Source organism: Nocardioides hwasunensis, from assembly GCF_014779665.1.
In the GTDB taxonomy this organism is placed as follows: domain Bacteria; phylum Actinomycetota; class Actinomycetes; order Propionibacteriales; family Nocardioidaceae; genus Nocardioides; species Nocardioides hwasunensis.
The window spans coordinates 44,334-57,244 of sequence record NZ_JACXYY010000005.1 but is presented as its reverse complement, the minus strand read 5'-3'; the positions used below and the strand labels follow the sequence as shown (position 1 = coordinate 57,244).

Genomic DNA, 12,911 nt, shown 5'->3' with positions numbered 1-12,911 from the left:
GCTCAGACCTCGACGATGATCTCGACCTCGACGGGCACGTCGAGCGGCAGGACGGACACGCCGACGGCGGAGCGGGCGTGCTTGCCGGCCTCGCCGAAGACCTGGCCGAGCAGCTCGGAGGCGCCGTTGGCGACCTTGGGCTGCCCGGTGAAGTCGGGGGTCGAGGCGACGAAGACGACGACTTTGACCACGCGCTTGACGTCGTCGAGCGAGCCGATCTCGGCCTTGACCGCGGCGAGCGCGTTGAGGGCGCACTGGCGTGCGCACTCGTAGCCCTGCTCCTCGGTGACCTCGCCGCCGACCTTGCCGATGGCGAGCATCTCGCCGTCACGCGCGGGCAGCTGGCCGGCGGTGAAGACGAGGTCGCCGGTGCGGGCGGTGGGCTGGTAGGCCGCGACCGGCGGGACGACCTCGGGGATCGTGATGCCCAGCTCGGCGAGCCGTGCCTCCGCCCCAGACCCAGACGCCGTCACGTCAGGCCTTCGGCTTCTTGAGGAAGGCCACCAGACCACCCTGGGCGTTGGTGTGGATGGCCACCAGCTCCCAGCCGTCCTGGCCGAAGTTGTTGAGCATCAGGGCCTCGTTGTGGAGCGGAATCGGCGCCACCTGGTATTCCCACTGGGTCATGGCTCGCACCCTACTCGGGCGCGGAGCCGGCTCCTCGAGGTCCTCCCGTGGACCGACGCACCGGTCGGGTCGAGCGTCTACCGTCTGCCCCATGCCGACCACGACGCAGCACCACCCGTGGCGCCTGGGCCCGCGCGCGCGCCGGGGGCTCGACGTGCTGCTGGTGGGCGGCGTCCTGACGCTGGGGCTCGTCGGCCACGGGCTGTCCGGGCAGCTGGGCTCGGCACTCTTCACCGTCGTGGAGCTCGCCCCGTTGTTCTGGCGGCGCCGCTACCCGTGGGCGGCCTTCCTCGCGGTCGCCGCCGCCAGCGTCCTGCAGGCCGTCTTCGTCGACCAGCCCACCTTCGGCCAGCTCGCCTTCCCGGTCGCGGTCTACGCCACCGCGCGCTGGTCGCGGCGCTGGCAGGGCGCGGCGGCGCTCGCGATCGGCTACTGCGGTGCGGTGGTCGCGTCCTACCGCTGGATGAGCACCTTCGCGCCCCCCGGCGGCCCCAGCCTCGGCTCGCTCGTCCCCTACACCGTCACCATCGGCGCGATCGTGACCGCCGCGTGGGCGCTCGGCTTCGCGGCCCAGTCGCGGGAGCGGTACGTCGCCTCCCTCCTCGCGCGCGCCGAGCAGGCCGAGCGGATGGCCGAGCGCGAGGTCGAGCTCGCAGCCCGCGACGAGCGGTCCCGGATCGCCCGCGAGATGCACGACGTCGTCGCGCACGGGCTCTCGGTGATCGTGATCCAGGCCGACGGCGCACGCTATGCGGCGGCCAAGGATCCCGACGTCGCGGTCGGCACCCTCGAGACGATCTCCACCACCGGCCGGTCCGCGCTCACCGAGATGCGGCGACTGCTCGGGCTGCTCCGCGAGGGCGACACCGGCGTCGCACCGCAGCCCACGCTCGGCGACGTGCGCCACCTGGTCGACGAGGCGCGGCTGGCCGGCACCCGGGTCGAGGCCGACCTGCCCGACCCGATGCCGGAGGTCGCCGACGGCGTCGGGCTGGCGGCGTACCGGATCGTGCAGGAGGCGCTGACCAACGTCCGCAAGCACGCCGGGCCGGACGCCGCGGTCGAGGTGCGGGTGGGCGTCGGGCGCGAGGTCGAGGTCGAGGTGCGCGACGACGGGCGCGGGGCCGCCGCGGGCTCCGACGGCCACGGGCTCGGGCTGGTCGGCATGCGCGAGCGGGCAGCCGTGCACGGAGGGACGCTGGAGGCGGGACCCGCGGGGGGCGGCGGGTTCGCGGTGTCTGCGAGGCTGCCGCTGTGAGCCCAGACGCGCCTGCCCCCATCCGGGTCTTCCTCGTCGACGACCAGCAGATGGTCCGCGCCGGCTTCCGGATGCTGGTCGACAGCCAGGACGACATGACGGTCGTCGGCGAGGCCGGCGACGGCGGCGAGGCCCTCGAGCGGCTCGCCGTGACCACGGCCGACGTCGTCCTCATGGACGTGCGGATGCCGCGCCTCGACGGCGTCGAGACCACCCGCCGGCTGCTCGCGACCGACACCCCGCCGCGGGTCATCGTGCTGACCACGTTCGACCTCGACGAGTACGCCTTCGCCGCGATCCGCGCCGGCGCCTCCGCCTTCCTCCTCAAGGACGCCGCTCCCCCCGACCTGCTCGGCGCCGTTCGCGCCGTGATGGCCGGCGACGCCGTCGTCGCGCCGAGCACCACGCGGCGGCTGCTCGACCACTTCGCGGCCTTGCCCGACCCCGGCACGCCGACTGCGAGCGACGACCGGCTCGCCGGTCTCACCGAGCGCGAGGTCGAGGTGCTCACCCTGATCGCGCGGGGGATGAGCAACACCGAGATCGCCGCCGACCTCGTCGTCGCCGAGACCACCGTGAAGACCCATGTCGGCCGGATCCTGGCCAAGACCGGCTCGCGCGACCGGGTGCAGCTGGTGGTGCTGGGCTACGAGTCGGGCCTCGTGACCGCCTAGCCCACCCCGACGGGTCCTACCAGGGTCGTACGCCGACCGCGCGACGTGCGACCACGGGCCGAGCAGCGGTCCGTGCTGCGGGTCGACGATCCGGACGCCGCGAACGACGAGCGTTGTCCCCATGACGACGACCCTCACCCAGACCCCGACCGCGGCCACCGCACGCGACCTGACGCGCACCTACGGCGACGGCGACAGCACCGTCCACGCACTGCGCGGCGTCGACCTCGACCTGCCCGCCGGTCGCTTCACCGCGATCATGGGCCCGAGCGGCTCCGGCAAGTCGACCCTCATGCACTGCCTGGCCGGCCTCGACGTCGCCACGGCCGGGACGGTCACCGTCGCCGGTCGCGACCTCGGCGGCCTCGACGACACCGCGCTGACCCTCTTCCGGCGCGAGCACATCGGCTTCGTCTTCCAGGCCTTCAACCTGCTGCCGATGCTCACCGCCGGGCAGAACATCCTGCTCCCGCTCGAGCTCGCCGGCCGCGCGGTCGACCGCGCCCGCTACGACCAGGTGGTCGGCGTGCTCGGCCTCGAGGACCGCCTCGGCCACCTGCCCAGCCAGCTCTCCGGTGGCCAGCAGCAGCGCGTGGCCATCGCCCGCGCCCTCGTCACCCAGCCCGACATCGTCTTCGCCGACGAGCCCACCGGCAACCTCGACAGCGAGTCCAGCGCCGAGGTGCTCGGCCACCTCCGTCGCTCGGTGCGCGAGCTCGGGATGACCGTCGTGATGGTCACCCACGAGCTCGACGCCGCGGCCTACGCCGACGACGTGGTCGTCATCCACGACGGCGCCGTCACCGCCCACCTGACCGACCCCGGCCAGGACCAGCTGGTCGCCGCGCTGCGCGGACGGAGCGCCTGATGCGCGGCGTCCTCCTCGCCTCCCTGCGCCACCACACCCGCAGGTACGTCGCCGCCGGGCTCGCCGTGGTCATCGGCGTGGCCTTCGTCGTGGTGACCGGCATGCTGACCGGGGCCACCCGCGAGGGACTGACCGCCGACGTCGGGGCCCCGGTCGCCGGGGTCGACCACGTGGTCAGCACCGATGACCAGAGCGAGGCGGTGAAGCTCGTCGACACCGCCCAGGAGCGGGACGTCCCGGCGCTGTCGCTCGGCTACGCGATGGAGCCCGTCGCCCGCGACGGCGTGCAGCTGGCGCCGTACGCCAACGTCTCCGAGGTCGCGCTCGACCCCGCCCTGCAGTGGCAGGACCTCACCGAGGGACGCTTCCCCGACGCGCCGGGCCAGGCGCTCGCCGACGTCAACGCCGCCAAGAGCACCGGTGTGCGACTCGGTGACGTGATCACCGTCGGCTCCGGCGACGTCGCGACCGAGGTCGAGGTCGTCGGACTCGTCGACTCCCCGGCCGCGGCGAACGCCTCGCTCTACGTGCCGTGGACCGACCTCGAGCGGTTCGACGACACCCTGTGGCTGCCGTCGGTCGCCTGGGGCGGCTCGCCGGACCTGGCCCGCGAGATCGCGCCGGGCGCCACGGTCGAGACGTCCTACGACTGGACCGCCGCGAAGCAGGCCGAGATCTCCCAGGGCGTCGACGTCATCGCGCTGATGGCGCTGATGTTCGTGTTCATCGCGCTCTTCGTGAGCGTGATGGTCATCGCCAACACGTTCGCGATCCTCTTCGCCCAGCGCCAGCGCGACTTCGCCCTGCTGCGCTGCGTCGGCGTGACCCGCCGCCAGCTGCGGCGGGCGATCCGGCTCGAGGCGCTGGCGCTCGGCGTCGTCGCCGCGGTCGTCGGAATCGTGGTCGGTGCGGCGGTCGGTGCGGGCCTCGTGGTGCTGGTGCGGCACTGGTTCAGCGACATGGGACCCGCGGCGATCGACCCGCTGTGGGCCGGGGGCGCGTTCGTGGTCGGCGTGGTCGTCACCCTGCTGGCCGCGTGGCTGCCGACGCGTGCGGCCACGAAGGTCGCCCCGCTCGCCGCCCTGCGGCCCGACACCGGTGTCGACGTACGCTCCGCGGCCGGGCGCGTGCGGCTCGTCCTCGCGGCGCTGTCGCTCGTCGGCGGCGGCCTGCTGCTCGCGGTCTCCGTCGCGACGACCAGCGTGCCGGTGATGCTGGTCGGCGGCACCGTGTTCTTCGTCGGCGTGCTGCTGCTCGGGCCCCTCCTGGTGCCCGCCCTGATCCGGCTGGTCGGGCGGCTCGCGGGCCGCGGGCCGGTGCGGCAGCTCGCGACAGGGAACGCGGTGCGCAACCCGCGGCGTACGGCGACGACCGCCGCGTCGCTCCTGGTCGGCGTCACCCTGACGACCGCCGTGCTCACCGGGCTGGCGTCCTCGCGCACCGAGCTCGGCCGCGAGATGGACGACTCCTACCCGGTCGACGGCTCGATCACCGCGGTGGACAGCCCGCTCGCCGACGACCTCGTCACCCGCGCCGGAGCACTCCCCGGAGCCGCGGACGCCGCCGCCCTCGACGGCACCGTGGCGAGCATCGGGAAGGTCGAGGTCCCCCTCGTGAGCGCCGAGCGAGCCTCCGGAGTCGTGCGCGGGCGAGACGACCTGGTTCCCGCGGACGGGGTGGTCCTGCTGCCCTACGACGTGATCATGGAGCTGCCGAGGAAGGTCGGCGACCGGGTGTGGGACGACCGGGAGGTCACCGTCACGGTGGACGGTCGCGACCGGACCCTGAAGGCCGAGCCGTCCAGCGGCTGGGGACGCTCGGGCGTCGTCTCCGCCGCCACGCTCACCACGTTCGACGCCTCGCCGCAACCGATGGCGGTCTGGGTCCGGGCCACCGACGGCGCGGACGCCGAGGACCTGCGCGGCGACCTGGCCGCCCTCGCCGGTGCCGCCGGCGCCTCGGTCGACGGCGGCTACAGCAACCGGGCATGGGTCGACCTGCAGGTCGACATCCTCACCGGTGCGGTCGTCGGCCTGCTCGGCATCGCGATCGTGATCGCGCTGATCGGGATCGCCAACACGCTCGGCCTGTCGGTCCTCGAGCGCGGGCGGGAGAACGCCCTGCTGCGGGCGATGGGCCTGACCCGCACCCAGCTGCGCCGCGCGATGGCGGCCGAGGGGCTGCTGCTCTCGGCGGTCGCGACGCTGGTCGGCACGGCGCTCGGGCTGTTCTTCGCCTGGATCGGGGTGCGGGTGATGATCGGGAGCGTCATCGAGGACGCCGGGCTCAGCGTCCCGGTCCTGCAGGTGGGAGGCGTCGCCGTGGTGGCCGCGCTCGCCGGCCTGGCCGCGTGCGTCGTGCCCGCCCGCAGGGCCGCGCGCGTGACTCCGGCGGCCGGGCTCGCGCTCGACTGAGACGGGCGGCTGGGCCGGGTCAGCCCTCGAGGTTGTCCCGGGCCCAGTCGCCGATCTCCCGCAGCGCGGGGAGGAGCGCCTGGCCGGACTCGCTGAGCTCGTAGGTGACGGCGACCGGTGGACCCTCCTCGACCCGGCGGACGACCAGTCCGGCTCCGGCGAGCTCGGAGAGTCGGTCCGAGAGCATCGAGTCGCTGATCCCGAGCACGCGCTTGAGCTCGGCGAAGCCGGCGGGACCCGAACCGAGCACGGAGACGAGCATCGCGTTCCACCGCTTGCCGAGGAACTGGAAGGCCCGCGAGAGGGCGCCGTCGCACTGGCGCACCTCGTGTCCTGCGGGGATCACGTCGCGAGTGCCGGCTGCCATGTGACGAAGACTACCTCGACTTCGATCTTGACGGTTGCTTCTGTTTTAGGAGTAGCATCACATTCACAAGTCACCTCGTCTTCAGGAGCCACCATGACCACCACCACCACCCTCGAGGCGCTCGACGCCGGCGCCCGCGCGCTCCTCTTCACCGAGGCGCGCACCGCCAACTCGTTCTCCGAGCGTCCCGTCACCGACGAGGACCTCGCCGGCATCTGGGAGCTCACCCGGTTCGCCCCGACGATGGCCAACAGCCAGCCGCTGCGAGCGCTCTTCGTCCGCACCGCCGAGGGCAAGGCCAGGCTGCTGCCTCACGTCGCCGAGGGCTCCAACCGCAGCAAGGCCGAGGCCGCGCCCGTCGTCGCGGTGCTGGCCTACGACGCCGACTTCCACCACCAGTTCCCCGTGACCTTCCCCGACCGCGCCGAGATGTTCCTCGAGAGCTTCGGGAGCATGCCGGCCGAGGCGCGCGAGCCGATCTCGAAGTACAGCGCCGCCCTCGCCACCGGGCAGTTCTTCCTGGCCGTCCGCGCGCACGGGCTCGCCGCCGGGCCGATGGGCGGCTTCGACGCCGCGGGCATCGACGAGGAGTTCTTCGCCGGCACGCCGTGGAAGAGCCACCTCGTGGTCAACCTCGGCCACCCCGGGGAGTCGCCGTGGTTCCCGCGGCTGCCGCGCGTCGACGTACGCGACGCGGTGCGCTGGGCCTGATCACCGACCAGGCTCCTGAGGGACTAGGTTCCGACCATGGAGCGCACTGAGGCGGCCGAGAGCCGTGAGAAGCACGACGGGCTCGACCCGTTCGAGAGGTTCGTGGAGCTGGCGACCGGCGCCATCAGCCGCCCGCCGTTCTTCGCGGTGTGCGTCACCGTGGTCGTGCTCTGGGCCGCCAGCTTCCCGCTGTGGAAGACCACCACGAAGTGGGAGCTGGCGATCCACACCTTCGGGGCGGTCCTGTCGCTGCTGTTGCTCGTGCTCCTGGAGAACGCCGGGCGTCGCAACAGCGAGGCCCAGCAGGAGAAGCTCAACGTCATCGCCGAGGCCCTCGCCGCACTGATGGACTCACGCGCCGCCGAGGACCCCCAGCTGCGGGAGGCGGCGGACAACCTCCGCGAGGCGGTCGGCCTGGAGGAGCGGCACTAGCACGGTGCGGCACGAGCACCGCGCGGCTCAGGGCAGCGTGCCCCGCGCCACGGTCGTCGTGCAGCTCCCGGCGGGCTCGTCGAGCTCGGCCGAGGCGCTCCACCTCTCGTTGGTCGCGGGCGCCACGCCCTCGACGGTCGTCTCGACCGTCTCCAGGACCGACCCGCCCTCGTCCAGCCACGAGACCGTGACCACGTAGTCCGCGGCCTCGTCGCCCCGGTTGCGCACCGACCCGGCCGCCTCGAGCTCGCCCTTCCCCGAGGGGCAGGACGCGATCTTGAGGTGCTTCAGGGCCGGCTTGCGGTCGACCAGCATGGCCGAGACCGCCTCACCGGGAGCACCCGCTGCGGAGGGGTCCGGGGAGCCGGGCTGGTCGCCACCCGAGCACGCCGAGAGCAGCGGGCTCGCCACCAGCAGCGTGACGACCAGGGCACGGCTCCTCCGGACCGAGGTCACGCCAGGTACCGCCGGCGTCGCACCAGCAGCAGGGCGCCGCCGGCCAGCACCAGGCCGAGGGCAGTGACCAGGAGCGCCAGCTGCGGTCCACCGGTGTTCGGCAGGAACGAGCCGTTGCCGCCGTCGTTCGGGCTGCCACCGTTGCCGCCCTGGCTGGGGCCGACGTCCGGGTCGCCCTTCACGGTGACCGAGATCGTCGACTCGTAGACGTTGTCGCCGGTGTCGGTGACGGTGTAGCCGATCTCGGCGGTGCCGGTGTAGCCCTTCACCGGGGTGAAGGTGATGGTGCCGTCGGCGTTGACCACCCAGGTGCCGACCCCGTCGAGCGTGTAGCTCTTCACGCACTCCTGGGCGCCGCGCGAGCGGGTCTTGCCGCTCGCGGTCTCGGGCAGCAGGCACACCGAGCCGGGGACCATCTCCTCACCGGGCGCCGCCTGGTCGTTGCCCAGGACGTTCACCGTGACCGGGTTGCCCGGGGTGGTCGCGTCCTTGTCCGGGCTCGCGGACCCCGCCGGGCCGACGACGACCGTGACGGTCGCGGTCACCTGGGTGCCGTTGGCGTCGGACACGACGTAGCCGAGCGGCGTCGCGGTGCCGGAGAAGCCCTTCTCGGGCTCGAAGCGGACCTGGCCGTCGACCACGGTCCACACACCCTCGCCGGGCACGACCACGCGGGTCACCGGCTGGCCGGTGGCCGGGTCGACCAGGCGCAGCGTGGCCGGGTCGATCGGTGCGGCCGCAGAGCCCGCGGTGTCGTTGCCGAGCACGTCGATCAGCACCGCGGTGTGGTGCGGCGTGGTCGCCCGGTCGTCGGCTGCCGTCGGCACGACCGGCGTGACCGTGATCGCCAGGGTGGCCCGGGCCGGGTTGCCGTGGCTGTCGATGACGGCGTAGGTCACCGGGCTCGCCGTGCCGGTGAACGCGGCCACCGGGTCGAAGGTGATCGTGCCGTCAGGGTTGACGCGGTAGGTGCCCTGGCCCGGAACCGTCAGTGTCTTGCCGTCGGCGGACACGGTCGCCCCCTCCGGCTGGCCCGCGCTCGTGAACACCACCGAGGTGGCCACCCACGAACCGGCGGTCCCGTCGGCGTTGGCGCCGGGCACGTCGTTGCCGAGCACGGCGACCGTCAGGTCGACGTTCTGCGGGGTCGTGCCGGCGTCGTTGGTGGCCTTCGGCGCCGGTCGCACCGTCACCGTCAGCTGCGCGGTGTCGGTGGTGCCGTTGGCGTCCTCGATCCGGTAGGTCACCGGCGTGGTGGCGCCGGTGAAGCCGTCGGCCGGGGTGAAGAGGACCGTGCCGTCCGCGAGGAGCGTCCAGGCGCCCTCACCCGGCACCGTGACCGTCCTGCCGTCCGCGGACACCGTCGAGCCCTGCGGCTGACCGGCGGCCGGGAAGTCGGTCCGGCCCGGGACGAGGGGCGCCGAGGTGGCGCCGGCCGCGTCGTTGGTCACGCCCGGCAGGGTCACCGGGGTGTTGTACGGCGTCATGGCGCGGTCGTCGGTGGCGACCGGCACGATCGGGGTGACCGTGACGACGACCGTCGAGGAGACGTCGTTGCCGAACTCGTCGGTCACCGAGTAGGTGATCGGCGAGGCGGCGCCGGTGAACTGCGGCTCCGGGTCGAAGGTGATCGTGCCGTCGGCGTTGACGGTGTACTCGCCCTCGCCGGGCACGGTCAGCGTCTTGCCGTCCGGCGCGACCGTCGAGCCGGCCGGCTGGCCGGTCGCGGGGAGGACGACCGAGGCCGGCACGAACGCCCCCTGGTCGCCGTTGGCGGCGAGGCCGGCGGAGTCGTTGTCCAGCACCGGGACGACCACGTCGGTGTTCTGCGGGGTCCTCGCGTCGTCGGGTGAGGCCGAGGGGCCGCGGCGGACGGTCACCGTGAGCTGCGCGGTGTCCGTCGTCCCGTTGCTGTCCTCGATCCGGTACGTCACCGGTGTGGTGGTGCCGGTGTAGCCGCGCACCGGCGTGAACTCCACGGAGCCGTCAGCCTGGATGACGTACTCGCCCTGGTCGGGCATCGTCAGCGTCTTGCCGTTCGCCGAGACGACCGCGCCTGCGGGCTGGCCGGCCTGCGGGAACACCGTCAGGCCGAGCTGGAGAGGTGCGCTGGGCGCACCGGCCGCGTCGTCGCGGGCTCCGTCCAGCGTGACCGTGGTGTTGAGCGGCGTGCTGGCGGCGTCGTCGTTCGCGACCGGGTCGATCGGGTCGACGGTGATGGTCAGGTCGGCCGACGCGTCGTTGCCGTGGGTGTCGGTCACCGTGTAGACGACCGGTGTCGCCACACCCCGGAATCCCGGGTCCGGGTCGAACGTGACGGTGCCGTTCGGCTGGACGGTGTAGACGCCCTCGTCTTGCACCGTCAGGGTCGAGCCGTTGGCGCTGACGACGGCGCCGGCGGGCTGGTCTGCCTGCACGAAGCGGACCGAGGAGGTCACCCAGGAGCCGGGCGTGCCGTCGGCGTTGACACCCGGGACGTCGTCGACCAGCACGTCGACGTTGACCTCGACGCCCTGCGGGGTCGAGGCCTCGTTGTCGACCGCGCTCGGCCCCGGACGGACCGTGACGGTGATGCCGGCCTTGGCCGGCGTGCCGTTCGCGTCGCGAACGGTGTAGGTCACCGACGTGGTGGTGCCGACGTAGCCGCCCTGCGGGGTGAACGTGACCCTTCCGTCGTCGCCGAGGACGTAGGCACCCTCACCGGGAACCGTGATCGTCTTCCCGTCGCTGGAGATCGTCCAGGCCGCATCGTTGTCACTCGCCTCGAACGTGCCGGACGCGATGTCGATCGGCGCCGAGGCAGCACCCGGCTCGTCGTTGGCGACGAACGAGAACTCCACCGGGTTGCCGAACGGAGTCGACGCCGAGTCGTCCTCGGCAGTCGGGCTGATCGCATCGACCGTGATCGTGATGGTCGACGCCGTCGGGTTGCCCAGCGAGTCGCGCACCGCGTAGGCGGCAGGCGTCGTGACACCGGTGAACGACGGAGCGGGGGCGAAGGAGACCGCCCCTGCGGTGCCGATCGTGAAGACGCCCTGGTCGGCGATGGTCAGGGTCTTCCCGTCACCGGACACCGTGCCGCCCGGAGTCCCACCGGGCACGAAGACCAGCGAGCCGACGTCGAACGTGCCCGGGGCACCGTTGGCCTGAAGCCCGGGGGTGTCGTTGCCGAGCACCGGCGGGTCGAGCGTCACGGTGACGCCCTGCGCGGTCGTGCCGCTGTCCGGCGAGGCCGTCGGGCCGGGTCGCACGGTGACGACCAGGTCCGCGACGTCGGTGCCGCCGGCGGAGTCGGTGATCCGGTACTCCACGGCGGGCGTGGTGCCGGAGTAGCCCGTCTCGGGCGTGAAGGTCACCCGGCCGTCGGGGTTGACCTGCCAGACGCCCTGGGCCGTCGTCAGGGTCTTGCCGCCGTTGGTGGCGGCGGAACTCGTGAAGACCGTCTGGCCGGGCTGGATCGGCGTGCCCGGGTCACCGGGAGTGTCGTTGGCGGCGCCCGGCAGCGTCACGGCCTGGTTGAACGGCGTGTTGGCGCTGTCGTCGGTCGCGACGGGCGGCCCGGCGACGATCGTGATGCTCGCGGTCGCGGAGTCGTTGCTGTCGGTGGTGACCCGGTCGGTCACGGTCGCGGTGTTGGTGTGCGTCGCCGGGGATGCCGCGGACGGGATGGCCTGCGTGTAGACAACGGTGAGCACCTCACCCGGGTCGAGGCCGCGTACGCCGGTGTCGGCGGAGCTGGCCACGCCGTCGGCGTAGGGCCGCGAGCACGAGAGGGTCGCCGGCATCGGGTCGCCTGCGGAGACGCCGCAGGTCACGGGCCCGCGGGCGAGCCCTCGATCGTTGCTGCCGCCGGTGCGGCTGATGGACTGGACGACCTTGGCGCCGGGGCCGGGCAGGCTGTCGCCGAGGGTCACGGTGTCGCCCCGCGTCATCGGCACCGTGCCGACGTTGGCGACCGTGACCGTCCAGGTCACCGTGTCTCCCGGATCCGGCGAGGTGTCGTCGACGGTCTTGGTGACGGCGAGGTCGTAGGTGCACGGCACGAAGGTCAGGAGCACGTCGCCGTTGGCACCTGCCCCTGCGGCTGCTCGCTTGCCGACGGCGGTCGAGGCCACACCGGAGACTGCGTAGCCGGGCTGGCCGGGGCTCGTCGGGGCGACGTAGCTCGAGCCACCGCCACCACCGGCACCGGTCACACCGGTCTCGGTCAGGCCACCGCCGCCGTTGCCGACGGTCGAGGCGGCACCGCCGGCGCCGAACCACCCGCCGCCACCGCCGCCGCCGCTGTCGGGCGTGGCGTCCTCGCCGGCGTCACCGCCGGTGCGACCCGAGCCGGCGGCGCCGTTACGTGCCGCGTTGCCGCTGTTGACGCCACCGGCACCGGACGCGGTGGTGCCACCGCCGCCTCCGCCGCCGACGGCGTTGGACGCGGGCTCGTCCCGGCCGGCCACTCCTGTGGACCCGGCGGTGACGCCGGGCCCGCTCGGCAGGCCGGCGTCGCCGCCGCCGCCCTCGGTGAGCGAGTGGCCACCGCCGGAGCCGCCACCGCCGCCGGCCACGACGACGTCGGTGCCGTCGAGCTGCAGCGACGTCCACCCGCCTCCCCCTGCTCCGGGATGGAGGTTCTGGCCCGTGAGCAGCCCGCCGTTGCCGCCGCCGTTGCTGCCGGCGGTGCGCGCCTGACCCCCACCGCCTCCGACGACGCCGCTGAACGACTCACCCGGCACGACGGCGTAGCGCGCGGAGATGCGCGCGGCCGCGCCGTTGGCGTTGGGCTGGCTGACCTGGTTGCCGATCATGTTGTGGCCACCGGCGCCGCCGGTCACCCGCACGTCGACGAAGCACGACCCGAGCGGCACGGTGCCCGAGAAGCTGCCGGGCGCGGTGACGGCGATCGGTCCCGGCGTGGGCGCCGGGTTCGCCGAGGCCAGCGGCGCGGCCGTGGTGTCGACGACCACCGTCGCCACCACGGTGCTCGCGGCGAAGGCGAGGGCCGTGCCCACCCGCGCCGCGGTGCCCCCCCGAGTGTTCGATCGTGCACCGACAACTGACAGCAGAACCGAACGCATGCGCCGTGGAGTCTCTTTCAGGTCACCCTCACGCG

General features: G+C 73.5%; 11 protein-coding genes. 6 read left to right on the top strand and 5 right to left on the bottom strand.

The window, feature by feature from the left end; all coding sequences use genetic code 11:
* Positions 1 to 2: 2 nt before the first annotated feature.
* Together IEZ25_RS12715 and IEZ25_RS12710 are read right to left on the bottom strand one after the other, a co-directional pair.
* The gene (locus tag IEZ25_RS12715; RefSeq protein ID WP_191199822.1) at positions 3 to 473 is read right to left on the bottom strand and encodes a RidA family protein; all 471 of its coding nucleotides are present in this window, start codon (positions 471 to 473) and stop codon (positions 3 to 5) included.
* 1 nt (position 474) lies between these two features.
* A complete protein-coding gene (locus tag IEZ25_RS12710) occupies positions 475 to 627 on the bottom strand; it encodes a hypothetical protein (protein ID WP_168218378.1) in 153 nt (50 codons plus the stop codon).
* A 91-nt stretch (positions 628 to 718) separates the two neighbouring features.
* Between IEZ25_RS12710 and IEZ25_RS12705 the strand changes: the two genes are divergently transcribed.
* The 4 genes from IEZ25_RS12705 (at position 719) to IEZ25_RS12690 (ending at position 5,841) form a co-directional block, all read left to right on the top strand.
* Positions 719 to 1,885 (top strand): sensor histidine kinase, encoded by a 1,167-nt coding sequence (locus IEZ25_RS12705; RefSeq protein ID WP_191199821.1) that lies wholly within the window; start codon positions 719 to 721, stop codon positions 1,883 to 1,885.
* Positions 1,882 to 2,559, top strand: coding sequence for a response regulator transcription factor (locus IEZ25_RS12700; RefSeq protein ID WP_318152205.1), 678 nt, complete (start codon positions 1,882 to 1,884; stop codon positions 2,557 to 2,559). The genes IEZ25_RS12705 and IEZ25_RS12700 overlap by 4 nt, the downstream gene beginning before the upstream one ends.
* A 121-nt stretch (positions 2,560 to 2,680) precedes the next feature.
* Entirely contained in the window at positions 2,681 to 3,427 is a 747-nt protein-coding gene (locus IEZ25_RS12695; protein ID WP_191199820.1) for an ABC transporter ATP-binding protein, read from the top strand.
* A complete protein-coding gene (locus IEZ25_RS12690) occupies positions 3,427 to 5,841 on the top strand; it encodes an FtsX-like permease family protein (RefSeq protein ID WP_191199819.1) in 2,415 nt (804 codons plus the stop codon). Before IEZ25_RS12695 ends, IEZ25_RS12690 begins: the two co-directional genes overlap by 1 nt.
* 19 nt (positions 5,842 to 5,860) lie before the next feature.
* Here the strand turns inward: IEZ25_RS12690 and IEZ25_RS12685 are convergent, their stop codons facing one another.
* Complete coding sequence (locus tag IEZ25_RS12685; protein ID WP_191199818.1) at positions 5,861 to 6,208, bottom strand: winged helix-turn-helix transcriptional regulator; 348 nt, start codon at positions 6,206 to 6,208, stop codon at positions 5,861 to 5,863.
* A gap of 93 nt (positions 6,209 to 6,301) precedes the next feature.
* Between IEZ25_RS12685 and IEZ25_RS12680 the strand changes: the two genes are divergently transcribed.
* Positions 6,302 to 6,919, top strand: a complete 618-nt coding sequence (locus tag IEZ25_RS12680) for a malonic semialdehyde reductase (RefSeq protein WP_191199817.1) — start codon at positions 6,302 to 6,304, stop codon at positions 6,917 to 6,919.
* Between the two features lie 36 nt (positions 6,920 to 6,955).
* Positions 6,956 to 7,351: a low affinity iron permease family protein gene (locus tag IEZ25_RS12675; RefSeq protein ID WP_191199816.1), complete on the top strand. Its 396-nt coding sequence runs from the start codon at positions 6,956 to 6,958 to the stop codon at positions 7,349 to 7,351.
* Positions 7,352 to 7,378: 27 nt separating this feature from the next.
* On the opposite strand, the gene IEZ25_RS12670 is transcribed toward IEZ25_RS12675, so the two are convergent.
* A complete protein-coding gene (locus tag IEZ25_RS12670) occupies positions 7,379 to 7,807 on the bottom strand; it encodes an FxLYD domain-containing protein (RefSeq protein WP_191199815.1) in 429 nt (142 codons plus the stop codon).
* The gene (locus IEZ25_RS12665; protein WP_191199814.1) at positions 7,804 to 12,810 is read right to left on the bottom strand and encodes a beta strand repeat-containing protein; all 5,007 of its coding nucleotides are present in this window, start codon (positions 12,808 to 12,810) and stop codon (positions 7,804 to 7,806) included. The genes IEZ25_RS12670 and IEZ25_RS12665 overlap by 4 nt, the downstream gene beginning before the upstream one ends.
* Positions 12,811 to 12,911 lie beyond the last annotated feature (101 nt).

Bases quoted from the DNA above. Each gene is read 5' to 3' on its own strand.
- IEZ25_RS12710 (WP_168218378.1), bottom strand. From the start codon at position 627: ATGACCCAGTGGGAATACCAGGTGGCGCCGATTCCGCTCCACAACGAG.
- IEZ25_RS12705 (WP_191199821.1), top strand. From the start codon at position 719: ATGCCGACCACGACGCAGCACCACCCGTGGCGCCTGGGCCCGCGCGCG.
- IEZ25_RS12695 (WP_191199820.1), top strand. From the start codon at position 2,681: ATGACGACGACCCTCACCCAGACCCCGACCGCGGCCACCGCACGCGAC.
- IEZ25_RS12690 (WP_191199819.1), top strand. From the start codon at position 3,427: ATGCGCGGCGTCCTCCTCGCCTCCCTGCGCCACCACACCCGCAGGTAC.
- IEZ25_RS12685 (WP_191199818.1), bottom strand. From the start codon at position 6,208: ATGGCAGCCGGCACTCGCGACGTGATCCCCGCAGGACACGAGGTGCGC.
- IEZ25_RS12680 (WP_191199817.1), top strand. From the start codon at position 6,302: ATGACCACCACCACCACCCTCGAGGCGCTCGACGCCGGCGCCCGCGCG.
- IEZ25_RS12675 (WP_191199816.1), top strand. From the start codon at position 6,956: ATGGAGCGCACTGAGGCGGCCGAGAGCCGTGAGAAGCACGACGGGCTC.